Origin of the sequence: Azotobacter chroococcum (assembly GCF_002220155.1) — a bacterium.
Lineage (GTDB): Bacteria > Pseudomonadota > Gammaproteobacteria > Pseudomonadales > Pseudomonadaceae > Azotobacter > Azotobacter chroococcum.
Window position 1 is genome coordinate 2273751 of the sequence record NZ_CP011835.1, and the last position, 25327, is coordinate 2299077.

General features: G+C 66.1%; 19 protein-coding genes and 5 pseudogenes. 13 read left to right on the forward strand and 11 right to left on the reverse strand.

What is annotated here, in order from left to right:
• Positions 1 to 332: 332 nt before the first annotated feature.
• The 3 genes and pseudogenes from ACG10_RS10460 to ACG10_RS10470 all read left to right on the forward strand — a co-directional run.
• A pseudogene (locus tag ACG10_RS10460) lies at positions 333 to 920 on the forward strand (LLM class flavin-dependent oxidoreductase); the annotation flags it as partial.
• Positions 921 to 982: 62 nt separating this feature from the next.
• Entirely contained in the window at positions 983 to 2164 is a 1182-nt protein-coding gene (locus ACG10_RS10465; RefSeq protein ID WP_089168183.1) for an acyl-CoA dehydrogenase, read from the forward strand.
• A 134-nt stretch (positions 2165 to 2298) separates the two neighbouring features.
• Positions 2299 to 3585 (forward strand): tyrosine-type recombinase/integrase, encoded by a 1287-nt coding sequence (locus ACG10_RS10470; protein ID WP_089168184.1) that lies wholly within the window; start codon positions 2299 to 2301, stop codon positions 3583 to 3585.
• 61 nt (positions 3586 to 3646) lie between these two features.
• On the opposite strand, the gene ACG10_RS10475 is transcribed toward ACG10_RS10470, so the two are convergent.
• From ACG10_RS10475 to ACG10_RS10485, 3 genes are all read right to left on the reverse strand, one after another.
• Positions 3647 to 5263: an FMN-binding glutamate synthase family protein gene (locus tag ACG10_RS10475; protein WP_089168185.1), complete on the reverse strand. Its 1617-nt coding sequence runs from the start codon at positions 5261 to 5263 to the stop codon at positions 3647 to 3649.
• 10 nt (positions 5264 to 5273) lie between these two features.
• Positions 5274 to 7097: a monovalent cation:proton antiporter-2 (CPA2) family protein gene (locus ACG10_RS10480; protein WP_089168186.1), complete on the reverse strand. Its 1824-nt coding sequence runs from the start codon at positions 7095 to 7097 to the stop codon at positions 5274 to 5276.
• Between the two features lie 326 nt (positions 7098 to 7423).
• Positions 7424 to 9949 (reverse strand): patatin-like protein, encoded by a 2526-nt coding sequence (locus ACG10_RS10485; RefSeq protein ID WP_232487237.1) that lies wholly within the window; start codon positions 9947 to 9949, stop codon positions 7424 to 7426.
• Between the two features lie 56 nt (positions 9950 to 10005).
• Here ACG10_RS10485 and acuR point away from each other — a divergent pair, with 56 nt between their 5' ends.
• Positions 10006 to 10638: an acrylate utilization transcriptional regulator AcuR gene (gene acuR, locus ACG10_RS10490; RefSeq protein ID WP_089168188.1), complete on the forward strand. Its 633-nt coding sequence runs from the start codon at positions 10006 to 10008 to the stop codon at positions 10636 to 10638.
• Positions 10639 to 10666: 28 nt separating this feature from the next.
• On the opposite strand, the gene ACG10_RS10495 is transcribed toward acuR, so the two are convergent.
• The 3 genes and pseudogenes from ACG10_RS10495 to ACG10_RS10505 all read right to left on the reverse strand — a co-directional run bounded on the left by ACG10_RS10495 (position 10667) and on the right by ACG10_RS10505 (position 12654).
• Positions 10667 to 11305: a response regulator transcription factor gene (locus ACG10_RS10495; protein ID WP_089168189.1), complete on the reverse strand. Its 639-nt coding sequence runs from the start codon at positions 11303 to 11305 to the stop codon at positions 10667 to 10669.
• Between the two features lie 429 nt (positions 11306 to 11734).
• Positions 11735 to 11905: pseudogene (locus ACG10_RS10500) on the reverse strand (SDR family NAD(P)-dependent oxidoreductase); the annotation flags it as partial.
• 176 nt (positions 11906 to 12081) lie between these two features.
• Complete coding sequence (locus ACG10_RS10505; RefSeq protein ID WP_089168190.1) at positions 12082 to 12654, reverse strand: pirin-like C-terminal cupin domain-containing protein; 573 nt, start codon at positions 12652 to 12654, stop codon at positions 12082 to 12084.
• A 42-nt stretch (positions 12655 to 12696) separates the two neighbouring features.
• On the opposite strand from ACG10_RS10505, the gene ACG10_RS10510 reads away from it, so the two are divergent.
• On the forward strand, positions 12697 to 13116 hold the full coding sequence (locus tag ACG10_RS10510; RefSeq protein WP_089169851.1) for a nuclear transport factor 2 family protein: 420 nt from the start codon (positions 12697 to 12699) through the stop codon (positions 13114 to 13116).
• Positions 13117 to 13272: 156 nt separating this feature from the next.
• Entirely contained in the window at positions 13273 to 14142 is an 870-nt protein-coding gene (locus ACG10_RS10515; RefSeq protein WP_089169852.1) for a helix-turn-helix domain-containing protein, read from the forward strand.
• Positions 14143 to 14157: 15 nt separating this feature from the next.
• Here ACG10_RS10515 and ACG10_RS24810 read toward each other — a convergent pair whose 3' ends face one another.
• Both ACG10_RS24810 and ACG10_RS10525 read right to left on the reverse strand, forming a co-directional pair.
• Complete coding sequence (locus ACG10_RS24810; protein ID WP_332460696.1) at positions 14158 to 14334, reverse strand: hypothetical protein; 177 nt, start codon at positions 14332 to 14334, stop codon at positions 14158 to 14160.
• 276 nt (positions 14335 to 14610) lie between these two features.
• A pseudogene (locus ACG10_RS10525) lies at positions 14611 to 15199 on the reverse strand (NADP-dependent oxidoreductase); the annotation flags it as partial.
• A 52-nt stretch (positions 15200 to 15251) separates the two neighbouring features.
• On the opposite strand from ACG10_RS10525, the gene ACG10_RS10530 reads away from it, so the two are divergent.
• The 3 genes from ACG10_RS10530 (at position 15252) to ACG10_RS10540 (ending at position 17018) form a co-directional block, all read left to right on the forward strand.
• Positions 15252 to 15881, forward strand: a complete 630-nt coding sequence (locus tag ACG10_RS10530) for a hypothetical protein (RefSeq protein ID WP_089168191.1) — start codon at positions 15252 to 15254, stop codon at positions 15879 to 15881.
• Positions 15882 to 16334: 453 nt separating this feature from the next.
• A complete protein-coding gene (locus ACG10_RS10535; RefSeq protein WP_232487270.1) occupies positions 16335 to 16529 on the forward strand; it encodes a DUF4160 domain-containing protein in 195 nt (64 codons plus the stop codon).
• Positions 16530 to 16532: 3 nt separating this feature from the next.
• Positions 16533 to 17018, forward strand: coding sequence for a DUF2442 domain-containing protein (locus ACG10_RS10540; RefSeq protein WP_089168193.1), 486 nt, complete (start codon positions 16533 to 16535; stop codon positions 17016 to 17018).
• Between the two features lie 54 nt (positions 17019 to 17072).
• Here the strand turns inward: ACG10_RS10540 and ACG10_RS10545 are convergent.
• A pseudogene (locus ACG10_RS10545) lies at positions 17073 to 18354 on the reverse strand (HipA domain-containing protein).
• The gene (locus ACG10_RS10550; RefSeq protein ID WP_089168194.1) at positions 18354 to 18683 is read right to left on the reverse strand and encodes a helix-turn-helix domain-containing protein; all 330 of its coding nucleotides are present in this window, start codon (positions 18681 to 18683) and stop codon (positions 18354 to 18356) included. The pseudogene ACG10_RS10545 and the gene ACG10_RS10550 overlap by 1 nt, the downstream one beginning before the upstream one ends.
• 283 nt (positions 18684 to 18966) lie before the next feature.
• On the opposite strand from ACG10_RS10550, the pseudogene nadE reads away from it, so the two are divergent.
• Positions 18967 to 19496, forward strand: a pseudogene (nadE, locus tag ACG10_RS10555) (NAD(+) synthase); the annotation flags it as partial.
• A gap of 30 nt (positions 19497 to 19526) precedes the next feature.
• Here nadE and ACG10_RS10560 read toward each other — a convergent pair.
• Positions 19527 to 21356 (reverse strand): PAS domain-containing sensor histidine kinase, encoded by a 1830-nt coding sequence (locus tag ACG10_RS10560; protein WP_089168195.1) that lies wholly within the window; start codon positions 21354 to 21356, stop codon positions 19527 to 19529.
• A gap of 190 nt (positions 21357 to 21546) precedes the next feature.
• On the opposite strand from ACG10_RS10560, the gene ACG10_RS10565 reads away from it, so the two are divergent.
• The 3 genes from ACG10_RS10565 to ACG10_RS10575 all read left to right on the forward strand — a co-directional run bounded on the left by ACG10_RS10565 (position 21547) and on the right by ACG10_RS10575 (position 25298).
• Positions 21547 to 23169 (forward strand): acyl-CoA synthetase, encoded by a 1623-nt coding sequence (locus ACG10_RS10565; protein WP_089168196.1) that lies wholly within the window; start codon positions 21547 to 21549, stop codon positions 23167 to 23169.
• A 138-nt stretch (positions 23170 to 23307) separates the two neighbouring features.
• Positions 23308 to 23637 (forward strand): DUF485 domain-containing protein, encoded by a 330-nt coding sequence (locus ACG10_RS10570; RefSeq protein ID WP_039804112.1) that lies wholly within the window; start codon positions 23308 to 23310, stop codon positions 23635 to 23637.
• Complete coding sequence (locus tag ACG10_RS10575; protein ID WP_089168197.1) at positions 23634 to 25298, forward strand: cation acetate symporter; 1665 nt, start codon at positions 23634 to 23636, stop codon at positions 25296 to 25298. Before ACG10_RS10570 ends, ACG10_RS10575 begins: the two co-directional genes overlap by 4 nt.
• Positions 25299 to 25327: the final 29 nt, after the last annotated feature.

Consider the following 25327-nt stretch of genomic DNA (forward strand, 5'->3'; position numbering starts at 1 on the left):
AACTAAGAATTAAATATCTTTTTGTTATTTGCTTAGGAGCTTCGCCGCGACCGCCGGCCGCGTGCGCGCGCTGTTGCTGACGCAACTGTTGTTCCGGCAACACTTGCCGCGCAAAGTGTTGATCCGCCGACAGTTGGCCGCTGCGCGCCGCCGGGGCGTTCCCGGTCCGGCGCCCATGCCGCTGCGCCTGCTGGTGCGCTTTTGGCTGGGGTTGCCGGCCTGTTCGCCGCCATTCATCTCTAGTCGCCGTAGCCTCGCGGTACTGGCACGGGGCTTGCCAACTCAGGGAAACCGCGCATCGCCGCGCCGCATTCATCCTGAGGCACGCATCCATGAGTCTGGACATCTTCTGGTTCCTTCCCACTTCCGGCGACACCCGCTATCTCGGCAAGTCTTCCGCCGGCCGCCCGGCGACCAACGACTACATGCGACAGATCGCCGTGACCGCCGAGAGCCTCGGCTACGACGGCCTGTTGATCCCCACCGGATCGAGCTGCCTCGATCCCTGGATCACCGCCGCCAGCCTGGCGCCGGTGACCAGCCGCATCAAGCTGCTGGTGGCGCTGCGCACCTCGGTCAGCGGGCCGACCGCCACCGCCCGCCAGGCCGCCACCCTCGACCAGGCGCTGAAGGGCCGCCTGCTGCTCAACGTGGTGCCGGGCGGCGACGCTACCGAGCTGGCCGCCGACGGCGTGTTCCTCGACCACGACGAGCGCTACGAGGCCGCCGACGAGGTGCTCACCGTGTGGCGCGACCTGCTGCAGGGCAAGACCGTCGACTTCGCCGGCAAGCACGTCACCGTCGAGGGCGCGAAGAACTTCTTCCCGCCGGTGCAGAAGCCCTATCCGCCGCTGTACTTCGGCGGCTCATCAAAGGCCGCCCATGAGCTGGCGGCCAAGCACGTCGACGCCTATCTCACCCGTCATCGAGCGGCTCGACTGAATCCATACTCACAACAAGACCGATACCGAGGAATACCGACATGGCCAACCACGCAAGCTTCAACTGGGCAGATCCGCTGCTGCTCGACCAGCAACTGAGTGACGAGGAGCGCATGGTGCAGGACAGCGCCCGCAAGTTCGCTGCCGAGCGACTGGCCCCGCGGGTGCTGGAAGCCTTCCGCCGGGAGCACACCGATCCGGCGATCTTCCGCGAGATGGGCGAGACCGGCCTGCTCGGCGCGACCATTCCGGCCGAATACGGCGGCAGCGGCCTGAACTACGTGTGCTACGGGCTGATCGCCCGCGAGGTAGAGCGCATCGACTCCGGCTACCGCTCGATGCTCAGCGTGCAGTCCTCGCTGGTGATGCTGCCGATCTTCGAGTTCGGCACCGAGGCGCAGAAGCAGAAATACCTGCCAAGGCTGGCCAGCGGCGAGTGGATCGGCTGCTTCGGCCTGACCGAGCCCGATCACGGCTCCGACCCGGGCTCGATGGCCTGTCGGGCGAAGAAGGTCGACGGCGGCTACCGGCTGACCGGCACCAAGATGTGGATCACCAACAGCCCGATCGCCGACGTGTTCGTGGTCTGGGCCAAGGACGAGGCCGGCGAGATCCGCGGCTTCGTGCTGGAGAAGGGCTGGGCCGGGCTGTCCGCCCCGGCGATCCACGGCAAGGTCGGGCTGCGCGCCTCGATCACCGGCGAGATCGTCATGGACGAGGTGTTCGTTCCCGAGGAGAACGCCTTCCCCGAGGTGCGCGGCCTCAAGGGGCCCTTCACCTGCCTGAACTCGGCGCGCTACGGCATCGCCTGGGGCGCGCTGGGCGCCGCCGAGGCCTGCTGGCACACCGCGCGGCAGTATGTGCTCGACCGCAAGCAGTTCGGCCGCCCGCTGGCCGCCAACCAGCTGATCCAGAAGAAGCTGGCCGACATGCAGACCGAGATCGCCCTGGGCCTGCAGGGCTGCCTGCGTCTGGGACGGATGAAGGACGAGGGCACCGCGGCGGTGGAGATCACCTCGATCATGAAGCGCAACAGCTGCGGCAAGGCGCTGGACATCGCCCGGCTGGCCCGCGACATGCTGGGCGGCAACGGCATCAGCGACGAGTTCGGCATCGCGCGTCATCTGGTCAACCTGGAGGTGGTGAACACCTACGAGGGTACCCATGATATCCATGCGCTGATCCTCGGCAGGGCGCAGACCGGCATCCAGGCGTTCTTCTGAGCGGGTAGGGGCAGGGGCAAGAGCCCGGCTTCGAGCCGGGCTTTCGCACGTATCGGGGGCAGGAAGTATTCCGATTATGCCTATAATCGGAATATGTACCCTGACATCCAGCCACCCGACAGACCCCTTGCCCGATGACCGAACTCATTCCCCAGCCGCTGTTCGACACCTATGCGCGCTTCCTGGCGCTGTCCCCAGGCAGCCTGGTGTTCGAAAATCGCTTCGTCGTGCGTTTTCTGAACAGGCTCGAACCGGAGCTTCCGGCCAAGAACGACTACCTGCACACCCGGGACTTCCTGCGTTCCTACGCCGGCTGGGAAACCACCTACAAGGCCTACCGCATCCAAGTGGAGCGGCTGCTGCTGTGGTGCTGGCTGAAGAAGGGGAGTTCGGTGCTGAAGCTGACCCGCGAGGACGCCGAGGCCTTCCTCGGCTTCTGCCGCGAACCGGACATGGAGTGGGTCGGCCAGGCGGTGCGGCGGCGCTTCATAGCCGGCGAGGAGCCGGGCGAGCTGGTGCCCAATCCGCAGTGGCGCCCCTACGAGAGCCTCGGCAGCAAGGCGGCGCGCAAGCTCGCCGACGAGACCGGCATGCCGCGCCAGGCGCCGGAGCACTACAAGGTCACCACGAGCTCGCTGAAGCAGGCCTTCACGATCTGCTGTTCCTTCTACGACTTCCTGGTCGGGCAGAATACGCTGCTCGACAACCCGTTCCGCGCCATCGAGGAGCCGGGTCGCTTCTTCGAGAAGCGCGCCCCCTCGATCGAGGGCAAGGTGCTGAACCCGCTGCAGTGGGCGTTCGTCATCGAGACCGCCGAGTGGATGGCCCACCAGGACGCGGAGCGGCATGAGCGCACGCTGTTCGTGGTCGTCGTGCTGTTCTCCCTGTACCTGCGCATCTCCGAGCTGGCCGGGCGTCCCGACTGGCATCCGACCATGCAGGCCTTCCAGCAGGACGGCGACGGTGCCTGGTGGTACGTGACCGTCGGCAAGGGCGGCAAGGAGCGGCGGATCTCGGTCGGCAGCGAGCTGCTCGGCTACCTCAAGCGCTACCGCATGTCGCGCAACCTGACGCCGTTGCCGCAGCCCGGCGAGAACGTGCCGCTGCTGCTGAAGCTGGACGGCCGCGGCGGGCTGACCGACCGGCAGATCCGCAACATCGTGCAGAAGTGCTTCGACAGCGCGGTCAAAAGGATGCAGGCCGAGGGCCGCGGCGAGCGGGAGGTCTCCAGCCTGCGCGCCGCCAGCACCTACTGGCTGCGCCATACCAGCGCCAGCTACGACGCGCCGCACCGGCCGCTCAGGAGCCTGCAGGTCGACCTGGGCCACGCCAAGGCCAGCACCACCCATGACATCTATTACACCGGCGTCGCGCCGGAACGGACGCCCACCGGGCGCCCGCGCCGGCTGAAGCGACGGTAGGGCGGGTGCAACCCGCCGGGTTCGGTGAGGCCTTTGCCATGTCTGGCGGGTTGCACCCGCTCTACGCGAAAGGCGCCGGCTCGAAGCTGTCGGCGCGCGCCATCCGCCACATGCGCGCGTAGAACTCGCTGTCGATGCGATCGCCGAGCAGTTCGCCCGGTTTGAGGAAGGCGTGCAGCTGCGCGTACTGGCGGATCTCGCTTTCCGACAGACGCCGCAGCAGATGGCGAGGCTCCAGTTGCGCGGGACGCTCGAGCCCGGCGGCGGCGACGATCTCGGCCAGGGCCTTGAGGGTGTTGCGGTGGAAGTTGCGCACCCGTTCGGCCTTGTCCGGCACCACCAGGGCGCGTTGGCGCAGCGGGTCCTGGGTCGCCACGCCGGTCGGGCAGCGGTTGGTGTGGCAGTTCTGCGACTGGATGCAGCCGAGGGCGAACATGAAGCCGCGCGCCGAGTTGGCCCAGTCGGCGCCGATGGCCAGCACGCTGGCGATGTCGAAGGCGCTGATGATCTTGCCGCTGGCCCCCAGGCGGATGCGGTCGCGCAGGCCGGCGCCGACCAGGGTGTTGTGGACGAACAGCAGGCCCTCGCGCAGGGGCACGCCCACGTGGTCGGAGAACTCCAGGGGCGCGGCACCGGTGCCGCCTTCCTTGCCGTCGACGACGATGAAGTCGGGGAGGATGCCGGTTTCCAGCATGGCCTTGGCGATGCCCATGAACTCCCAGGGATGGCCGAGGCAGAACTTGAAGCCGACCGGCTTGCCGCCGGACAGCTCGCGCAGCCGGGCGACGAAGCCGAGCAGCTCCCGCGGCGTGGAGAAAGTGCTGTGGCGGGCCGGCGAGACACAGTCGCGGTCCATCCGCACGCCGCGGGTGACGGCGATTTCCGCGGTGATCTTGTCCTTAGGCAGGATGCCGCCGTGGCCGGGCTTGGCGCCCTGGCTCAGCTTGATCTCGATCATCTTCACCTGGGCGTTCTGCGCCTGGCTGGCGAAGCGCTCGGGGTCGAAGCGGCCGTCGTCGCTGCGACAGCCGAAGTAGCCGCTGCCGATTTCCCAGATCAGGTCGCCGCCGTGTTCGCGGTGATAGGGGCTGATGCTGCCTTCGCCGGTGTCGTGGGCGAAGCCGCCGAGCCTGGCGCCCTGGTTGAGGGCACGGATGGCATTGGCACTGAGCGAGCCGAAGCTCATCGCCGAGATGTTGAAGATCGAGGCCGAATAGGGCCTGGTGCACTGCGGACCGCCGATCTGGATGCGGAAATCCTCGGGCTTGCCGAGCTCGGCCGGACACATCGAGTGGGTGATGAACTCGAAGCCGTTCTGGTAGACGTCGTGCAGGGTGCCGAAGGCCTTGTCGGCGCTCTGGTTCTTGGCGCGCGCGTAGACCAGCATGCGCTGGGCCCGGGAGAAGGGCAGACACTCGTCGTCGGTCTCCAGCAGGTACTGGCGGATTTCCGGGCGGATGTACTCGATCAGGTAGCGGATATTGCCCAGCACCGGGTAGTTGCGCCGCACCGCGTGCTGCGTCTGCCGCAGGTCGTTGACGCCCACGAGGCTGAGTAGCCCGGCGATCAGGGTCAGCGGCCAGAGTCCGGGCGAGCCGGGGAGGAGGGGCAGGGTGACCAGGGTGAGCAGTACGCAGGCGGCGAAGCAGGCATAGCGGCTGAACAGGGTGACACTCATTCGTGGGCTCCTAGAGCGGATCGGAGTATTTCGGGGGAGTAACGGGCTCTTCCAGCACGTCCCGGGCGAACAGGCTTTCGAGATCGTCGAAGTAGGCATGGGTGGCCCTGAGGCTGGCGGTCTCGTCGCTGATCACCTTGTGCAGCTCCTGCAGCATCTGCTCGTCGTGGCGACGGAAGCGCTCCAGGCGCGCGGCGGTCTGCTGCTCGCTGAGGCCCAGCCCGAGCAGCACCTGGCGGCCCATCTCCAGGCTGGAGAAGAAGGTCTCGCGCACCGGGCCGGCCTCCAGGTCGAGCAGGGTGTGCAGCTGCGCCCAGTCCAGGGCGCGGGTGATCACCTTCATGTGCGGATAGCGCTGGCGGACCAGCCGGGCCGTCTGGATGTTGGTCGGCCCGTCGTCGGTGGCGATGACGAAGAACTGCGCATGCTCGGCCTTGGCGGCATGCAGGATCTCCAGGCGCAGGGGGTTGCCGTAGTAGATCGGCAGGTTGCTGATCTTGCGGTTGAACTCCACCGTTTCGACCGCCGTGTCGAAGCCCACGAAGGGCACGCGCTGGGCGTGCAGGAGGCGGGCGACGACCTGGCCGACGCGGCCCATGCCCATGATGATGACCCGCGGCTCATGGTCGATGCTGGGCTCCTCGGGTTCCGGCGCAGCGGCCCGCCGGGCCGGCCTGGCGAACAGCGAGAGCAGCATGACCACCAGCGGGGTGAGCGCCATCGACAGGGTGATGGTCAAGACCAGCAGGTCGTGGAGTCCGGCATCGAACAGGCCGTGGCGGTGGGCGATCGAGAAGATCACGAAGGCGAATTCGCCGCCGCCGGCGAGCACCACGCCAAGGCGCAGGGCGGAGTCGGGCTGCAGCCGTCCGGGAAAGCGCCCGACGAGGGCGATCAGGGGCAGCTTGAGCAGGATCAGCAGCAGGGCCAGGCCGAGCACTGTCCAGAACGAATCGACCAGCAGGCCGAGGTTAATGTTCATGCCGACACCGAGGAAGAACAGCCCGAGCAGCATGCCCTTGAAGGGCTCGATCTTCGCTTCCAGGGCATGGCGGTACTCGGATTCGGCCAGCAGCACGCCGGCCAGGAAGGCGCCGAGGGCCATGGACACGCCGATCCACTCCATCAGCAGGGCGCTGCCCATCACCACCAGCAGCGCGGTGGCAGTGAGGATGTCCTGCAGGTCGCCCTTGGCCACGATGCGGAACAGCGGACGCAACAGGTAGCGCCCGCCGATGATCAGGCCGCCCACGCAGGCGACCACCTTGAGCAGCTCGACCAGCGGGTCTTCGCCGCTGTCCGGCTGGCTGACGCCACTGAGCAGTGGAACCATCGCCATCAGCGGAATGGCCGCAATGTCCTGGAACAGCAGCATCGAGAACGCCAGGCGTCCGTGCGGCATGTGCAGCTCGCGGCGCTCGGCGAGCAGCTGCAGGACGAAGGCGGTGGACGACAGCGCCAGGCCGAGGCCGAGGACGAGGGCGCTGGTCCAGTGCTGCTGGAAGAAGGCCATGGCCATGCCGCCGATGGCCGCACCACACAGCAGCACCTGCGCCAGGCCGGCGCCGAACACCGCATGGCGCATCAGCCAGAGGCGTTTCGGCGACAGCTCCAGGCCGATGATGAACATCAGCATCACCACGCCCAGCTCGGAAATCCTCAGGATGCTGCCGGGCTGATCGATCAGGCCCAGCACGCCGGGACCGATCAGCACGCCGCCGATCAGGTAGCCGAGCACAGCACCCAGCTGCATGCGCTTGGCGAGCGGCACGAGCAAAACCATGGCGAGCAGACACACCACACTGGCCTGCAAGAGGCGCGACTCATGTTCCACTGTGAAATACCTCGATGAGCGGTCCTTGGGAAAGACGAACCGGGCCGGAGCGGCGAACGCCGCCTGGTTCGAGGGAATCCCTCAATTGTGCATCTGCCTTGGCGTTTTGGCAGCTGATCCCGGTCATCGCCAGGATGTCCGTGTATCATTCGCGTTCGCCGTATCCGCGTTTTCGGGGTTTTGGAAACCGGAACCAACAGTTCGCATAATGTATATTATGTTAAATAAATGCTGAACCGGTTCGCCCCGCTACTGCGCCAAGCAAGATTGAGCGCAGGGGCCTCCCCGACATTAGTATTCCGTCGAGGTCAACGGCCAGCCCTGGCCTAAATACGCTCGACGGCCTCCCTGAGCTTGGCAATCAGCGCGGGAATCGAATGCAGGTGCGGCTCCTCCTCCGCGAGCACCCGCTCGAAGGCGCGCTTCTTCAGGGCGCCGATGTCGAAGTTGCCGCGAATGCTCACCGGCACCGTACTGAGCAGAATGTCGAAGAGCCGCTCCACGGCATGCAGGCGCCCCCACAGGTAGTCGTTCTCGCGAATCGAGCGGTCGAGAAATCCGCCAAAGCTGGCGAACGACCGGCCGAGCAGCACATTCTTCTGACCGTCGAGCCGCAGGCTGATCGCGTCCTCGGGGCTGATGCGGTCCACCAGGATCTCCTCGATCGGCCCTGCATCGCTGTCCAGCGACAGCGCGCTCACGGTCGGCCGCAGGATGATGTCCCAGAAGAAATACCCCAGGTAGCCGGTGAGAATGGCGTCGCGGCTCCGCTCCTCCAGGTTCAGGACCAGTGACGAAGCCAGTACCGCATCCGCGTTGTCGGCCGTCCTGGCGAGGTCGCACTCCAGGGCCAGGCGCCCGACCAGCCGGGTGATCTCCTCGAAGGTCTCCGGCCCCGGCCAGGCGCCCTCGCCGCCCGGCTCCAGGAAGATCTCCCGGCAGCCGGCGATAGCCTGCCGGCTGAGAAAGTCGATGTCGTCGTAGATCGACAGCTCGTCGATGCACTTGTGGATCTTGATCTTCAGCAGGTCGAGGGATTCCGAATCGGCTGCGCTGGCGCCGGCCTGCTCGCCGGAAACCCCCGGATAGAGATCGTTGATTTCATGCAGGACGAAGTTCAGTCGCCTCCTTTTGTAGATGACCCCGAAATCCAGAATCATCTTCCCGAACGGCGGCAGCTCGGCGTTTTTATAAAGGTTCTCGGGCATGGCATAGGAGTCGGCGATGATTCCCTGCTGCCTGGCCCAGGTTTCGATGACCTCCTGTACCCGGCACGCTTCCGGCGAATTGGGAGTGTACTGGCAGGCAGTGACGATGATCCGCACGATGAAGTCCAGGGCCTCGAGAACCAGCGAACGCATCCAGACGTCATAGACGATGGTCGTGCCGGACAGCAGGCTGATCGACGAGAGTCGCCAGTGCCGCAGGTCGTCGGCCGTGAGGTCGCTCCTGAGCCGCCCCGCCGTCGCCTGCTCGATCAGTTTGGCGACGATGGGCCGGGCATTGAGGATCGCTGCCTTCAGCCGCCGCGCCTGCACGTTGTAGCGGCTGATGACCGCCAGTTCGTTGTACACGGGGTCATGCCGCGGCAGGTCCGAGAGCGCGCCCCGCAAGGTGGCGAAGAAGCCCGGCACGCCGGTACCGGGAGCCCTGACCATTCCGGGGTTGGGATCGATGAAGACCAGCCGGCGATCCACCTCCCTGAACGCGCAGTGCGTGTGGATGGCCTCGACGCAGGCCATGATCGGCTTGTTGTCGAGCACGCTGCCATCGAGCAGCACCGCCTCCTCGGGATTCTCGCCGCGCTCGAGGTAGTGGCGGAAATTCCGCTCCAGAAAATGCGCGCGGGCCGGCCAGGGCATGTGGCGCGCCGCCAGAATCTCGTCGATCTCGCGAATCCGGGCCGGCGGAAAGGCTCCCGGATAGGAGGCCGTCGCCCGTCCGGCGAAGGCCAGGGAAGGAAAGTTGTCGACGTCGAAATCGCTCAGCAGATGCCCGGTGCGGCGATGGTCAAGGCTGAAATGCAGCAGGTGGCGGTGCTCCCGCTCGTAGGCGACTGCCGGATCGTGGATGAAGATCGGCCGCTCGATCCCCCGGAAATCCGTGACGGTCACCAGCAGGTCGAGCCTGGCCCCCTGCGGCAGCAGCGACTCCCACGGCGAGCTGGAGGTTCTCATTGCCGTCAGACCGTCGAGGATGAGCGTGCTCAGGCGGCGACCGTCCAGGGGCGGCTTGAACCAGCGCGAACGCAGGAATACCGAAATCCGCTTTTCCATCTCGGCATTGGCCTTTCCCGGCAGCAGGCCCTCGCGGTTGAGGCGGATGAGCAAAGGATGCACGAGCGGCCAGAAATACCACTTGCTCCAGAGACGCGCCCTGGCTTCGGGGGCCAGCAGGCCCAGCATGTCGGCCTCGTCGAGCCACAGGTCGGTGATCGGCATCAGGCTGCGATCGTGGGCCAGCGCCGTGGCCAGGGTCACGCCATTGATGCCCCCCGCCGAGGAGCCGGCGATGACGTCGACGATCACCCGCAGGCAGACATCCCTTCCCAGCGTCTCCAGGAATTCCCGGTACAGGTCCCCGGTGGACTGTTCCGGCTCGTCCGGGTAGCGCTCGTGCAGGCTGCGTGCCGGCGTTTCCCGGCCATCGACGGGCTGGTCCGCGTGATAGAGCTTCGACGCCCGGACCAGATTGAGGATTTCCCGGTTGATGCCGTGCTGGTAGATCGCCAGTGAGACGCCGCCAAAGAAAACGACCGCCAGTCGCAGCTCTTTCTCTTTCATCACCTGGCCCTGCTTCCCGGGTAGAACCAGTTTAGATAAGGAAAGACCGAGGGCGGCCCTCGCAGGCATGCGGCAGCCCCGGCACGGCTTGCCAGGCAAGCGGAGCCGGGGCCAAACTCGCCACCATGACCATCACGACGCCCAAACCCCGCCGCGGCCGCCCGCCCAAGGTCGCCCGGGACTTCCCCGATACCCGCGAGGCGCTGATCCGCTGCGGCATGGAAATCCTCACCGAACAGGGCTTCATGTCCACCGGCATCGAGGCCGTGCTCAAGCGCATCGGCGTACCCAAGGGCTCCTTCTATCACTACTTCGAGAGCAAGGAGGCCTTCGGCCAGGCGGTTCTGGAACGCTACGGCGCCTACTTCGCGCGCAAGCTGGACCGCTGGCTGCTGCAGGACGAGGTGCCGCCGCTGCAGCGCCTGCGCGATTTCGTCGAGGACGCCAAGGCCGGCATGGCGAAATACGAATTCCGCCGCGGCTGCCTGGTAGGCAATCTCGGTCAGGAGGTGGCCATCCTGCCGGAGAGCTTCCGCGATCAGCTGGAGGCCACCCTGTGTGACTGGCAGCGTCGTCTGGCTGCCTGCCTGCAGCTTGCCAAGGAGCGTGGCCAGTTGCCTGCCGACACCGACTGCGCCGGACTTGCCGCCTTCTTCTGGATCGGCTGGGAAGGCGCCGTGCAGCGCGCCCGGCTGGTCCGCAACGGCGCACCGCTGGAGATTTTCCTCACGGGCTTTCTCGCCGGACTGCCACGTTAGCCGCGCGCCCTCCTCCTGCCCGGCCGGTTCAGGCCGGCGCGTTCGCCCGCAGGTTCAGCGGGTCCACCATCCCGGCGGCGATGGCCATGCCGACCAGGTCGGCATGCCGTTCGGCCTGCATGCGCTTCATCACCCGCATGCGGTAGAGATCGACGGTCTTCACACTGATCGCCAGCTGCTCGGCGATCTCCCGGTTGGTATAGCCCTGCACCAGCGGCAGCAGTACGTCGCGCTCGCGCGGCGTCAGCGTATCCAGGCGTGCCTGCACCGCCTCCTGACCACGGCTGCCGGAACGGCGCTCGCCGTAACGGCCGAGCGCCTGCTGCACGCTGTCGAGGAGCATCTGCTCGTTGTAGGGCTTCTCGATGAAGTCGCAGGCACCGGCCTTGAAGGCCCGCACCACGATGGGCACGTCGGCGTGCCCGCTGACGAAGATCACCGGCAGGTCGATGCCCCGCGCGCGCATCGCCTCCTGCACGTTCAGCCCGCCCATCCCGGGCATCCGCACGTCCAGCAGCACGCAGGCGTTGAGGCTTGGCTCGCAGGCGTCGAGAAACTCCCGGCCGCTGATGAACGGCAAGGCCTTCAGCCCCACCGACTCGAGCAGCCAGACCGTCGAGTCCAGCATGCCCTGGTCATCGTCCACCACGTACACCACCTGCTCCATCGGGATTCTCCTGTTGTTGTCATTGTGCGCTGTCTTTCCGGGAGGCTGCGGAGCAGCGAGCCGCCCTCCTCCTGAACGTCGCCGGCAAAGGATAAAAGAGCCTGACACCGGGCAATCCAGTCGCCATCGAAGCGGCCAAGTACAGCATGCCTGCCGGCATGCCGGAAGTGCGAACCGCACGACCACCCTGCGCTTGGCCTGTTTGCTGGTTTCAGACTATGCAGGGGTTTTATGGGTAAGGTATTCCTGTTCATTGATTTCCGATTACAGTAATTTTATCAAAAGAAATGCCATCCAGGCATGAGGGGATGCCGCATCACTAAATTTCCGATTACAGGAATATCGCCAACAAGGTACCTGTACCCGTCCGGCGATTTCCGATTTGCAGATCCGGGCTAGATCGAGGCAGGCCTCTTCGAGGCGCTGGTGCCCGGGGCGCGAGAGCGCCTCGACCGCCGGGTTCAGGTCTTCGGCGACGACCTTCGCGCCGCGCGCATGCAGCAACAGGGCAATGGCCTTGCCGATGCCGCTGGCAGCGCCGGTGACCAGCGCGACTTTGCCTTCGACTTCCTGGGGAATGCTGTGCTTGATATCAGTCATGGTGGTCTCCTCCTGGGCGAGCCAGACGAGACATTCGCTGGCCCTGCGCCCGCGGGCGCTGTCGTTATCGACGAGTGCACTGTCTCGCAACGGGGAGCGCCGGGCTTTCGGGGGCTTGCCCAGACTGTCGGAGTTTTGCGCGAAAGTGCGATCACCGAGGCGTCAGCACGTGACGATCACGCCTTGAATCGCCACCGCACCTGCGAATCGGCGGGCAGCGGGATGAATTCGTCATCGCCCGGTACGTCAGGGAAGCGCCGGGCACGCCAGTCTTCGGCGGCCTGCAGGATTCGCTCGGGCCGGCTGGAGACGAAGTTCCAGTAGATGTGTCGGCGACCTTCCAGCGGCTCGCCACCCAGCAGCAGGAGCCGGGTGGGCCCGACGGCGCGCAGCACCACCTCGCTATCCGGGCGAAGCACCACCAGACGATCAGCGCCGAAGCGCCCCGGCTGACCGACCACCTCGACCTCGCCGCTCACCATATAGAAGGCGCGCTCAATGTGCTCGGCCGACAAGCGATAACACGCGCCCGCCTGCAACTGGAGGTCGGCGTAGAACAGATCAGAAACCGTCTGGGTGGGCGACTGGACGCCTTCGAGAGATCCGGCCAGCAGGCTCAGCGAAGCACCGTCCCCTTGGATCAGCGGGATGCGCTCGGCGAGACCGAACTGGCCGGCGCCCGCCACCAGGGTGAACTGATCGCCAAGACCGCCACCAAGCTGTTCGGCTGATGGTCGAAACTTGCCCAATGGCGAGCCCTTTCCCTTCTGTTACTGAAACGAGCGATGACCATGAATACTGCTGAGCAGCTGTTGCACCTGCATTTCGAAACCTTTGTCGATGACCACGAACGGTGGAAGACGCTGATCGCCGACGACCTGGTGTGGGAGCTGCCGTTCGCGCCTGCGCTCGGTCATCCGGCCCGCCTCAGTGGGCGCGATCAGGTGCTCAGCCACGTCGGCTGGTTTGTCGGCGCCGTGGAGAACTTCCGCTTCCATGATCTGAAGGTGCACCCCGGCGCGGCCCCCTCCGAGGCGAGCGCCGAGGTCAAGGCCGAGGGCTTGATCAAGCCGACCGGACGTCTCTACCAGCAGGACTACGTGCTGTTCGTCCGCGTCGAAAACGGCAAGCTGGCCTTCATCCGCGAATACTTCGACCCGGTCCGGGCCGCCATTGCGCTGGATGCGCCTATTCCTGCACTGGCCAGCTGAGCCGGTCGGGTCGACCTAATCGAGGCTGCCCATCCCTGCGCTACCCTATCGATCGCAGCCCTCGCTTGAGGGCTTTGCCGATGGGAGCATGCCGTGCACCAGACCGAACCGGATGTACCGCCACTGAGTGATGCCCAACGCATCACCGCCGAATCGATGCTGCATTATCTGCCTGGCGAGCAGCAGGCCTTGCCGCCGCGCCCGCAAATGCAGGATGTGGTGGTGCAGCTGTTCACCCATCACACCATCGTCGAGCCGATATTGGTTCCCGCCGTGGTGGAGCCGCTGCTGGTGCTGGTGCTGGCCGGCGCCGCCAACATCGAAGAACGCTCCCTCGGCGGGGAATGGGAAGCCGCCAACGTTCAGGCCGGCGATTTCTTCCTCACCAACACCAGCGAGCCGTATGAGATGCGCTGGCAAACACAGGACGGCGATGTCTTCGAGGTGATGCACCTATATCTCGGCCTGCCACTCATCGATCAGGCCGCACGGGATCTGCTGGGCAAACACGCCACCCCGGTGACCTTTCTCGATGTGTCCGGTGCACGTGATGAACGGGTGAGGTTCATGCTGGATCAGCTGCGCATCGAGCTGATCAGCGAGCGCCAGCCCAGCCCGCTGTTCGCACGTAGCCTGGCGCAGGCGCTGGCCGTGCATCTGGTCCGCACCTACCTTGATCCGCACAGCGTTGCTAGGCGCGGCAATGCGCTGCAGGCGTACAAGCTGCGGCGCGTCATCGAAGCGATGAGCGAGCGCCTGGCCGACGACTTCAGCCTGACACACCTGGCCGAAATCGCGGATCTGAGCGAGTATCACTTCAGCCGGATGTTCAAGCGCGCCACCGGCTTGTCGCCCTCGCAGTACTTCATCCGCCTGCGCATGGCGCGCGCCCGCCATCTGCTGCTCGAGACGGACCGCAGCATCATCGACATCGGGATGGAGGTCGGCTACTCGAGCCCGAGCCATTTCTCCCAGGTATTTCGCCGCGAGGTGGGCGTCACGCCCAGGGCCTATCGCCAGGCGTGATGCTCGCCCCGGGCCTTACAGGTTCTGCGGCCTGAAGCGCTCGCTCAAGCACTCCTCGATCAGGGGCGCATCCACACGGCTGGCAGGCGCTGCGCTCAATCCGCACGTCTCGAACGTGTTCGACGACCTTCCCGAGCTGTTGCCGACGCAAACGACCGCATCGACCAAGTCAGCCGTGGGCACGTTGATCACGCACTCGCGACTGCGGCGTATCAACTCGTAGCTGTGGTTGCCTTCTCAGATGTAGCAACCAAAGAGCGCAGGGCTGAATTGCATCATCAGGTGCCAGCCCATGGTCATGATGTTGGTTTCGCCCTGCCAGGCGGAGGTGACCAGCACCGATGAGGGTCAGCCTCTCGCAGGCTCGACCTGCCGTCTGTTGCGGGCCTGCCGGCGATGTCGCGAAATTGCGGACGAAAAAAGCCGGGCAATCGCCCGGCTTGGCCAGCTGTCTGCGACGCGCCGCGTTTACAAACTGGCATCGAGGACCAGCTTGCCACGTGTGTGCCGCCCCCAGCTCTTGCGCAACGCGCCTTCGGCTTGGGATAAGGGCAACACTTCCACTTCGATCACCAGGTCGCCCGTCTCGAACAACGCGGCGATCTTCTGAAGCTGAGCGCCATCGGAGCGTGCCGCGAAATGCTTGCCCGTTGCGCCGACCGCCTCTGCCTGTGCGGCGTCAGGCGGGCTCACTGGGGAAACCAGTACACCCCCAGGTTTCAGTACCGACCATGAACGTGTCTGCGTATCGCCACCAACCAGGTCCAGCACGACATCGACCGAGTCCACGACGGTCTCGAACGGCGTCTGGGTGTAGTCGATCACCTGAGAGGCACCTAGCTCCCGCAGGTACTCATGGTTGCGCGCCGAGGCCGTGGCAATGATGGTGGCGCCAGCGATCCGCGCCATCTGCACCGCCATGCTGCCGACCCCGCCAGCGGCGCCGTGGATGCACCGTCTGCCCTGGCTTGATCTGCGCATGCTCATGCAGCGCTTGCCAGGCGGTCAGCGCCACAGCCGGAACGCCACTTGCCTGCAGGGCCGACAACCGACCCGGTTAGATATCGCTGGCTACAGAAGAAGCCTGTCGGCAAGGAGCGCCGCCGAGGATGAATCACCACCGAGCCCTCGCCCTGTTCATCGGCGGCGCCGGCGACAAGAAGCCCTACTACCTCGCCGGCCCCTACCGCAACATCGCCTACGCGCAGGCGCCTTTCGACCGGCGCATCGAGCAGGCCGGGCTGGCGGCCGCCTGCCGGTCGCTCTACCTCGGCTATCACGAAGTACGCGGCGAGCCAGCCATCGGCCGGCTGGTGACTGCCGCAATCCCGGACAAGGCCACGCCCATCTATATCGTCGGCCACAGCATTGGCGCCTGGAGCGGCGCGCACCTGTCGCAGCGGCTCAGCGAATGGGGCTACCGGGTGGAGATGCTGGTGACCCTGGACCCGGTCGGTTCTGGTCTGCTGGTGCGGCTGGGCTCGAACATCCCCTACCGCCGGCCGGCGCCGCGCAGCCGCTTGTGGATCAACGTGCGCGCCGAGCCGGGGCGGCCGAACGCTTCGGATCTGGTGGCACGGCTGGGGCGCAAGTGGCAGGTCGCCGGCGAGCCGGACATCGACCAGGCGCTGGACACCAACCATGCCAATGCCGGGGCGCTGTTCTGCAAGCCGCTGCGCGATGGCCGCTCGGCCGCCGACTGCATGTTCGAGTCGGTTGTCGGCCAGTTGCGCGCCTGATCGTGGGCCGGGCGCTTCAGCGTCACCTCAGGCGCGACGCCTGCTCGGCGATTACCACACAGACAGCGCAGCTCGCCGGCAAGGGTGGCAGCCAGCTCCAGTCGCTGCACACTCAATTACCCTCAGCACCCTTGTCATAGGGAAAAAATTTCCCTTGCATCCCGGCCATGGCCATGTACATAGGGGTTGCCGCAGAATTCGGAAAAAATCATACGCTAAGCGCCAGGTTATTGGCTGGAAGCCACAGCCGGCCTGGGGTGTCCGGCTGGGTTATACCTCAACCGGACGTCAGCCGTGACCAGCCAGCAGCGTCAGGTTAGGGCTCATTTTGATGTTTCCTGACGCAATTGCATCTGGGTCTATGGCCTCAACCTGACGGTTCGAGGCTAAACGTACGATTTTTTCCGTTTTCTGCGACGCCCCCTACATAGCGACCGCAACTGGAAAATCAAGATCTACCCGGACGACCACGCACCGCCGCACTTCCATGTACAAACGCCCGAGGGCGAGTCGCTGGTGGAGATCGACGGGCTCAAGGTGCTCGGCAAAGGCGCCGAGCCCAAAGCCCTCAAAGCCGCCCTGGCGTGGGCGGCGCAACATGCCGCTGAACTGCAGCAGGTATGGGACGAGCAGAACCGGAGGAACTAGACCATGACCAGCAAAGTCCGCATCCACAGCGTGAAGCCCGTTGCCGGCAAGCATGCCCTGCAGGTCGAGTTCAGCAACGGCAAGCGCTACACCGTCCAGCTGGCCGAGCACATCCGCAGCTTGCCAGTGCTCAAGCCGCTGGAAGACCTGGAGCGGTTCCGTCAGGCCCAGGTCGGCGAATGGGGCTTCGATGTGACCTGGGGCGACGACCTCGAGCTGCCCGCCACCACCCTGCACCGCCTTGCACTGGAGCAGGCTGGCGAGGTGATGCCGACCCAAGCCTTCAAGCACTGGCTGGCCGCCAACAAGCTCTCCCTGACCACAGCTGCCATCGAGCTGGGCTTTAGCCGGCGCACCATCACCGCTTACAGCAGCGGCACGGCGTTGATCCCCAAGCATGTGGCACTGGCCTGCAAGGGCTGGGAGTACGAGCACAAGGCCATGTCTGCCAAGGCAGAAGACAAGAAGGCGCGCCGCGCCTCCTGTTGATGTCCGCGGCCGCAGCCTGCTGCGGATCTGTTCATCGGTAGTGCCGGTTCGGCGTCACTTCAGGCGAGCCACCTGCTCAGCGATAACCACATGGAGGATGCTCCGCAGGCAGCGCAGCTCGCCGGCCAGGGTTGCCGCCAGCTCCGGGCGCTGCGCGATCAACTCGGCATTCTCGCGTTCGACCTGCGCATAGAGCGCCTGCGCCTCGCCGACAATCTTGTCCCGCAGGCTGTCCAGCAGGCGCACGACAGTGCCCGGCTTGATCTGCATGGCTTCACCCGCCTCCGCCAGGCAGCGGCGGTCGATGTCGGCGATCCGCACGCGGCCTTCTATCGGCCAGGCCAAGGTGGTCGCTGCCGGCCAACGGGCTTGGCCGAACGCAGGCGTGTCGTACACGGCGGTGCAGATCAGGTCGTAGAATGGCGCCAGCTGGATGCCGGCATGGGAGACCAGGAAGCTGAGGTTTTTCAGGTGGGCGTCGGAACACCAGCCACTGGAACAACGCCGTGCGCGCCACCGCCGCGCTGCGGCAGGCGGCCGCCAGCTCCATCAGCCGGCCCACGCTGCCTTCGAGGTATTTATAGGCCGCGCTCAGCCCCAGCAGCTGGCAGGCGTCGATACTGTGCAGGCGGCGCCAGCCCTCGGCGCCCGGCTGGCGGTCGAAGCGTTCGATCAGGTACACCGGCTGAGGCACATAACGGCGCTCCACCCGTGGCACCGCCAGGCCGAGCCGCCGGGCCAAGGTCATCACGAACCACTCGTTGATCGCCGAATGGGCGTAGGACTCATGCGGATGGTCGGGCTTGAGGATATGCGTCGAGGGCGTCCGCCCGGACGGCTCGAACAGCTCACCGTCCTGCAGCACCACCGCCAGCTTGTGCTGGGCGCCGGCCAGCGACATGCGCTTGAGCGCACCCTCGACCAGCGGGACGCTCGGCATGGCGGCGATGCGCGCGCTCAGGTCGGCATCGCTCAACGGCCGCAGGCCGCCCTCACCCTGCTCGCTCCCCGGCGGAAGCAAGGTCAGCGAGCCGGCGGACTCGGCCCCGTAGTGGCCGAGCAGGCTGAATGCATCGGCGCCATCCACCCTGGCCGCGCTGGCCAGCAGGACTCGCTGGCCTTCCTCAGGCAACAGGTTGTCGAAGTACCACTGCACCGGCCGTCGCGAGCTTCCGTCCTGTTGCTCTTCGGCTTGCAGGGGCAGGCCGGGGCACAGGGCGAAGTTGCCGGACGCCTCCAGCCAAGCCGGCGCATAGCGGAAGGACCAGATGCCGTAGCGGTCGCTCAGGGTGCCGATTCGCTGGCGGTCGATCCAGGCCAGTAGCGTGCGCTGTATCAGCGAGGCCCCTCGGGACTGGTCTGATGAGCCGTCTTCGCCTGGCGGGCGGCCTTGGCGCGCTGCTTGCGAGTATGCAGTTGCTGTGCCGCGGCGAGCTGGCTGGCCACCTCGTCGGGGACATCGAGGATCACCCGCACGCCCAGCCCCTCCAGCACCTGGAACAGCTTGCCCCATTGCACGGTTTCCCCGCCGCTTTCGACCTTGCCCATGAAGGACTCGCTGACACCGATGCTGCCGGCGGCATCGTCCTGGCGAATGGACTGGGCTTTGCGGCTGGCCCGTACCACGGGGCCGATGTCGTCGGCGGAAATGATCTCGATGCGCATGACCTAATCCTCACGATCGCAAGGATTTCTGGCAGGTGCAGGGTAGGCAAGCCGCCAATCCTTGTGATCGAAAGGATTTCACGTCGAACGCGGCAAGACAATACCCTGCCTCGGACGGCGATGGTCAGGCAATCCCGATTTCAGTAACGTGATGCGGCCTCAGTCTTGCTGCAGGCTGAGGCTTCAAGGATAGATAACCGAGGACAACGGGTGATTTCCTCTGCACGCATGGGCGACATGCACGTCTGCCCTTTGCCGGTTCTGGAGCCCGTCATCATGATACGCGCTGGCCTTCATCGCGGCCGACGAGCAGGAGACCCTCGACATCGCCGCCGACGTGGGGAGTCTGGACGAGCAACTGAAACACCACGAGCGCCTGGATGCCGCACGGCAGAATTTCGTCCTCGGCAACGTCAAGGCCCGGCTGCGGATGGTCGCCCAGTACGCGATCGCCAATGCCCGCGGCGGGCTGGTGATCGGTACCGACCATGCCGCCGAGGCGGTGATGGGCTTCTTCACCCAATTCGGCGACGGCGCCTGCGATCTCGCCCCTATCGCCGGCCTGGTCAAGGGGCAGGTGCGCGCCCTTGGCGCCCACCTGGCGGCGCCCGGGCATCTGGTCCTCAAGCTGCCGACCGCCAATCTCGAGGAGCTGCGCCCGGGCAGGCCGGACGAGGACGCGCATGGCGTTTCCTACGCCGACATCAATGCCTTCCTGCACGGCCGGGAGGTGAGGCGGCCTGCCAGCGCATCGTCCGGGCATACGAGGCGACCCGACACAAGCGCGATCTGCCCCTGGTACCCTGTCCCTGAGCGCGCCCGCCCTCTCCGGGAGCTTTCAAGCTATCTGGAGTCCGGCCGCGTATCGCCCTGCTGGACCGGCAGCCGGCAGCACATCGACAGCCCGACGCCTTCGGCGCGCTGCGCTTCCAGGGAACCGCCGAAGCCCTCGACGATGCTGCGACTCATCGACAGGCCCAACCCCAGCCCTTCCGGCTTGCTGGTGTAGAACGGCGTGAACACCCGCTCCAGCTCGGCGTCGCTCAGCCCCGGCCCGCAGTCGCGCACCTCGATCGTCATCCGGCCGGCCTCGGCACGGGCCGTCAGCACGACGCGGGTGGGCTGGCCGGGATGGGCCTCATGGTTGGCGTCGATGGCATTGCGCAGCAGGTTGAGCAGGACCTGCTCGAGCAGCACGCGGTCGGCATAGACCGGTGGCAGGCCGTCCGGCAATTGCGCCTCGATCGTCACCTGGCCGGCACTCGCCTCCCAGCCACAGAGGCGCACCGCGCACCGCGCCACCTCAGCCACGTCGAGCGCCTGCATGCGCCGCTGGCCCTTGCGCAGGAAGGCACGCAGCCGCTTGATCACCTCCGAGGCATGCTGGGCGTGCTCGGTGATGCGCTCCAGCCCCTGGGCCACGCGCAGCACCGCCTGGGGATTGTGCTCCAGGGACTGCAGGTAGCGCTGGCTGGCGCTGGCGTAGTTGACCACCGCCGCCAGCGGCTGATTGATCTCGTGGGCGAGCCCCGAGGCCAGCTCGCCGAGGCTGACCAGCCGCGCAGTATGCGCCAGCTCGTCCTGGTGACGGTGCTGCTGCGCCTCGCGCAGTTCGCGCTCGGTCATGTCGCGCGCCACCAGCGAGTAGTAGCGTTCGCCGCCGATCGCGGAGTGCGCCAGCAGTACCAGCGAGACCGGCACCGAAGCGCCGCCGCCGGTCGGCTGCAGACGCGCGTCGGCGCTCCAGGCGCCTTGCCGCTCGGCGGTGTTCCAGCCCTCGGCCTGCAGGCGCGCCAGGTCGTCACGGGCAAAGAGTCCGGCCAGTGACGGCATCGGCTGCCGTTCGCCGATCCCCAGGGTGCGCCGGGCAGCCGGATTGAGATAGGTGACCTGCCCGGCCGGGTCGATGAACAGCACCAGATCGGTGTTGGCCTCCACCACGCCGGCCAGCCGCCGATTGTTCTCCTCGGCCCGCACCCGGGCGGTGATGTCCCGCGACACGCTGATCACCTCCACCACCGCGCCGGTGTAAGTGTCGCGGATCGCCCGGCTGGCCGTCTCGAACCACAGGTAGTGCCCGGCACGGTGACGAACCCGGTAGCTCATGGTGTGGTAGCCGTGCTGCTCGAGCGCTTCGCGGGCACAGCGCAGCTGCGTCCGCTCGCGGACATGCACGAGTGTGCGTACCGGCTTGCCGCGCAGCTCCTCCGGCCAGTAGCCGAGCAGGGTCCAGGAAGCCGGCGAGGCGTCGAGGAAGCGGCCGTCGGGATCGTGGCGGGAAATCAGGTCGGTGGTGTTCTCGGTGATCAGCCGGTACAAGCGGCGCGCCCTGGCCGCCTCGCGCTCGCCAAGGATCTGTGCGCTGGCGTCCCGGCAGCGCGCCAGCACCCTCCCCTCCTGCGGATCGGGAACGAAGTTCCAGAGCAGGACCCGCTCGCCGAACTGCGCCTCGACCTCCTCGATGGCACGCCGCTGCTCCAGGCAGGCGCGCACCAGCTGCGCGTGATTCGCCGGCAGGCAACCGGCCAGCACCTGCGGGCCAGACTCACCGAGCAGCGCCAGCAGGGCCGCGTTCAGTTCGAGGGGCCGGGCCTGGACATCCAGCAGCAGACTCGGTTGCGGGTCGAGCGCCAGCAGCGGCGAGACACTGGAAGGAACGGAATGCGTGGGCATGGGGCGTCTTCCGGCTGATGATCTGAGATCACGGGGGATCAATATAGTAAAAATACCATATTTATTCAGTAGTATTTACATATCAAATGGAGATTGCTATATAGATCTACGAAGGATGTACCAGCCACCCGCCGGAACGGGGAGGCTGAGAGGCAATAAGAGCTAACAATTAGCCTGAAAGGATAAGAACATGTCGATCTTCGAACAGGGCCTGTCGCGCTCTCAAGTCAACCACGTCCCGCTTTCCCCGCTGAGCTTCATCGAGCGCAGCGCCGCCGTCTATCCGCACCGCCCCGCCGTGATCCACGGCTCGATCCGCCGCAACTGGGCCGAAACCTATGTGCGCTGCCGCCGCCTGGCCTCGGCCCTCGCCGGCCGCGGCATCGGCAAGGGCGACACCGTCGCGGTGATGCTGCCGAACATTCCGCAGATGCTCGAGGCGCACTTCGGCGTACCGATGATCGGCGCCGTGCTCAACACCCTCAATGTGCGCCTGGACGCCGAGGCCATCGCCTTCATGCTGCAGCACGGCGAGGCCAAGGTGCTGATCGCCGACCGCGAGTACCAGGAGGTGATCCATGCCGCGGTCGGCATGCTCGCCCACCCGCCGCTGGTGATCGACGTCGACGATCCGGAATACGGCGAGGGCCAGCCGGTCAGCGATCTGGACTACGAGGCGCTGCTCGCCGAGGGCGATCCCGAGTTCGCCTGGCAGTGGCCGGAGGACGAGTGGCAGGCCATCAGCCTCAACTACACCTCGGGCACCACCGGCAACCCCAAGGGCGTGGTCTACCACCACCGCGGCGCCTACCTGAACTCGCTGGGCAACCAGATGGTCTGGGCGATGGGCAACCATCCCGTGTATCTCTGGACCCTGCCGATGTTCCACTGCAACGGCTGGTGCTACCCCTGGACCGTCACCGCCCTGGCCGGCGCACACGTTTTCCTGCGCCGGGTCGACCCGCAGAAGATCCTCACCCTGATCCACGAGCACCGCGTCACCCACCTGTGCGGCGCGCCCATCGTGCTCAACGCCCTGGTCAACATGCCCGATTCGGCCAAGGCCGCCATCGACCATCCGGTCAACGCCATGGTCGCCGGCGCCGCGCCGCCGGCCAAGGTGATCGGCGCGGTGGAGGAAATGGGCATCAAGGTCACCCATGTCTACGGCCTCACCGAAGTCTACGGCCCGGTCACCGTGTGCGCCTGGCACGAGGAATGGGACGAGTTGCCGCTGGACGACCGGGCACGGATCAAGGCGCGCCAGGGCGTGCGCTACCCGACCCTGGAAGGGGTGATGGTGGCCGATCCGCAGACCCTCAAGCCACTGCCGCGCGACGGCGAGACCATCGGCGAGATCTTCATGCGCGGCAACACGGTGATGAAGGGCTACCTGAAGAATCCCACCGCCACTGCCGAGGCCTTCGAGGGCGGCTGGTTCCACACCGGCGACCTGGGCGTCTGGCATCCGGACGGCTACGTGGAGATCAAGGACCGCCTGAAGGACATCGTGATCTCCGGTGGCGAGAACATCTCGACCATCGAGGTGGAAGGCGTGCTCTATCGCCATCACGGTGTCCTCGAGGCAGCCGTGGTGGCCCGCCCCGACGAGAAATGGGGAGAAACCCCCTGCGCCTTCGTCACCCTCAAGGCCGGCCACGAACGAACCAGCGAGGCGGAGATCATCGCCTTCTGCCGCGAGCACCTGGCCGGCTTCAAGATCCCCAGGCGCGTGGTCTTCAGCGAACTGCCGAAGACCTCCACCGGCAAGATCCAGAAATACGTCCTGCGCGAAAGGGCCAGGGCGCTGTAGCGCCAGCCCTGATCGACTCCGCAAAACAGATCGAGAAGACATGGCGCCTGGCTCCGGCCGAGCGCCAGAGGTAGCGGCGCGCCCGAAGGGGCGGTCGCGAATGGTACAGAGACAACAACAACAATCCGGTGCCCAACGATGAACCAACCAATATCACTGCATACCCAGAGTTACGATCAGATCCGCAACAATCCGAAATTCCGCCAGCTGGTGCAAAGCCGCTCGCGCCTGGCATGGTCGCTGAGCGCTACGGTATTTGGCGCCTATTCCCTGTTCATGCTGACGGTGGCCTTCGCCCCGCAATGGCTGCATCAACCACTCGGCGAAGACACCCTGCTCACCGTCGGTCTGCCGGTTGGTGCGGCGATCATCGTCTTCTCCTGGCTGCTCACTGGCTGGTACGTGCGCAGCGCCAATACCCGTTTCGACGCCCTCAGCGCCCAGATCCTCAAGGAGAGCCAGCAATGAGTCCGCTTCGCGCCCTTGGCCTTGCCGGCCTCTGCCTGCTCTCCACCAGCGCCTTCGCCGCCCCAGTGATCGTTGCGGAAAAGCAGCCTCTCAACCTGCATGCCATCGGCATGTTCTTCGTCTTCGTCCTCGGCACCCTGGCAATCACCTGGTGGGCCTCCCGCCAGACCCGCTCCACGGCCGACTTCTACACCGCCGGCGGCGGCATCAGCGGCTTCCAGAACGGCCTGGCGATCGCCGGCGACTACATGTCCGCCGCCACCCTGCTCGGCCTGTCCAGTCTGGTGTTCGCCAAAGGCTACGACGGCTTCATCTATACCGTGGCGTTCTTCGTCGGCTGGCCGCTGATCACCTTCCTGATGGCCGAGCGGCTGCGCAATCTAGGCCGCTTCACCTTCGCCGACATCGTCTCCTACCGTCTCGACCAGACCCGCATCCGCACCTTCGCCGCCTTCGGCTCGCTGACCGTGGTGTGCTGCTATCTGGTGGTGCAGATGGTCGGCGCCGGCCAGCTGATCAAGCTGCTGTTCGGTCTCGACTACCCGGTGGCGGTGGTGGTGGTCGGCGCGCTGATGCTGGTCTACGTGATCTTCGGCGGGATGCTTGCCACCACCTGGGTACAGATCATCAAGGCGGTGCTGCTGCTCGCCGGCGGTACTACCCTGGCGCTGCTGGCAATGGCCCAGTTCGGCTTCAGCTACGAAGCCCTCGCCGCCCGCGCCATCGACAGCCACGCCATCGGCAAGGCGATCATGGGCCCCGGCTCGATGCTCGCAGACCCGCTCAACGCCGCCTCCATGTCGCTCGGCCTGGCCTTCGGCATCGCCGGCCTGCCACACATCCTGATGCGCTTCTTCACCGTGCCGAACGCCAAGGAAGCCCGCAAGTCAGTGTTCTACGCCACTGGCTTCATCGGTTTCTTCTTTCTGGTGGTCATCACTCTCGGCTTCTCCGCCATCGTCATCGTCGGCACCGACCCGCAGTACTTCGTCGGCGGCGACATCAAAGGCGCGCTGATCGGCGGCGGCAACATGGTCGCCATGCACCTGGCCAAGGCAGTGGGCGGCAACCTGTTCCTCGGCTTCCTATCCGCCACGGCCTTCGCCACCATCCTCGCTGTGGTCGCCGGTCTGGCCCTGGCCGGCGCCTCGGCGATCTCCCACGACCTCTACGCCACCGTACTGAAGAAGGGCCAGGCCAGCGAGAGGGACGAGATGCGCGTGACCCGCATCGCCACCATCGGCCTCGGCCTAGTCGCCATCGGTCTCGGCATCCTGTTCGAGAAACAGAACGTCGCCTTCCTGGTCGGCCTGACCTTCGGCGTCGCCGCCTCGACCAACTTCCCGGTGCTGATCATGGCCATGTACTGGAAGGGCCTGACCACCCGCGGTGCTCTCTGGGGCGGCTGTGCCGGCCTGGTCAGTGCGCTCCTGCTGGTGATCCTGTCGCCGGCAGTATGGGTCACGGTGCTGGGCAACGCCAAAGCGATCTTCCCCTACGACCATCCGGCGCTGTTCTCCATGCCGCTGGCCTTCCTGGTCATCGTCGTGGTTTCCAAACTCGACCGCAGCGCCCGTGCCGAGCAAGAGCGGGCAGCCTTCGACGACCAGTTCGTCCGTGCCCAGACCGGCCTGGGGGCCGCCGCGGCCAGCGCGCACTGAGGGCTTGCGCGAACCGCACCCTGCCGGGG

Excerpts from the sequence above, each read along its gene's own strand:
- ACG10_RS10465 (WP_089168183.1), top strand. The coding sequence starts at position 983 with ATGGCCAACCACGCAAGCTTCAACTGGGCAGATCCGCTGCTGCTCGAC.
- ACG10_RS10470 (WP_089168184.1), top strand. The coding sequence starts at position 2,299 with ATGACCGAACTCATTCCCCAGCCGCTGTTCGACACCTATGCGCGCTTC.
- ACG10_RS10475 (WP_089168185.1), bottom strand. The coding sequence starts at position 5,263 with ATGAGTGTCACCCTGTTCAGCCGCTATGCCTGCTTCGCCGCCTGCGTA.
- ACG10_RS10485 (WP_232487237.1), bottom strand. The coding sequence starts at position 9,949 with ATGCCTGCGAGGGCCGCCCTCGGTCTTTCCTTATCTAAACTGGTTCTA.
- acuR (WP_089168188.1), top strand. The coding sequence starts at position 10,006 with ATGACCATCACGACGCCCAAACCCCGCCGCGGCCGCCCGCCCAAGGTC.
- ACG10_RS10495 (WP_089168189.1), bottom strand. The coding sequence starts at position 11,305 with ATGGAGCAGGTGGTGTACGTGGTGGACGATGACCAGGGCATGCTGGAC.
- ACG10_RS10510 (WP_089169851.1), top strand. The coding sequence starts at position 12,697 with ATGAATACTGCTGAGCAGCTGTTGCACCTGCATTTCGAAACCTTTGTC.
- ACG10_RS10515 (WP_089169852.1), top strand. The coding sequence starts at position 13,273 with ATGCTGCATTATCTGCCTGGCGAGCAGCAGGCCTTGCCGCCGCGCCCG.
- ACG10_RS10530 (WP_089168191.1), top strand. The coding sequence starts at position 15,252 with ATGAATCACCACCGAGCCCTCGCCCTGTTCATCGGCGGCGCCGGCGAC.
- ACG10_RS10540 (WP_089168193.1), top strand. The coding sequence starts at position 16,533 with ATGACCAGCAAAGTCCGCATCCACAGCGTGAAGCCCGTTGCCGGCAAG.
- ACG10_RS10550 (WP_089168194.1), bottom strand. The coding sequence starts at position 18,683 with ATGCGCATCGAGATCATTTCCGCCGACGACATCGGCCCCGTGGTACGG.
- ACG10_RS10560 (WP_089168195.1), bottom strand. The coding sequence starts at position 21,356 with ATGCCCACGCATTCCGTTCCTTCCAGTGTCTCGCCGCTGCTGGCGCTC.
- ACG10_RS10565 (WP_089168196.1), top strand. The coding sequence starts at position 21,547 with ATGTCGATCTTCGAACAGGGCCTGTCGCGCTCTCAAGTCAACCACGTC.
- ACG10_RS10570 (WP_039804112.1), top strand. The coding sequence starts at position 23,308 with ATGAACCAACCAATATCACTGCATACCCAGAGTTACGATCAGATCCGC.
- ACG10_RS10575 (WP_089168197.1), top strand. The coding sequence starts at position 23,634 with ATGAGTCCGCTTCGCGCCCTTGGCCTTGCCGGCCTCTGCCTGCTCTCC.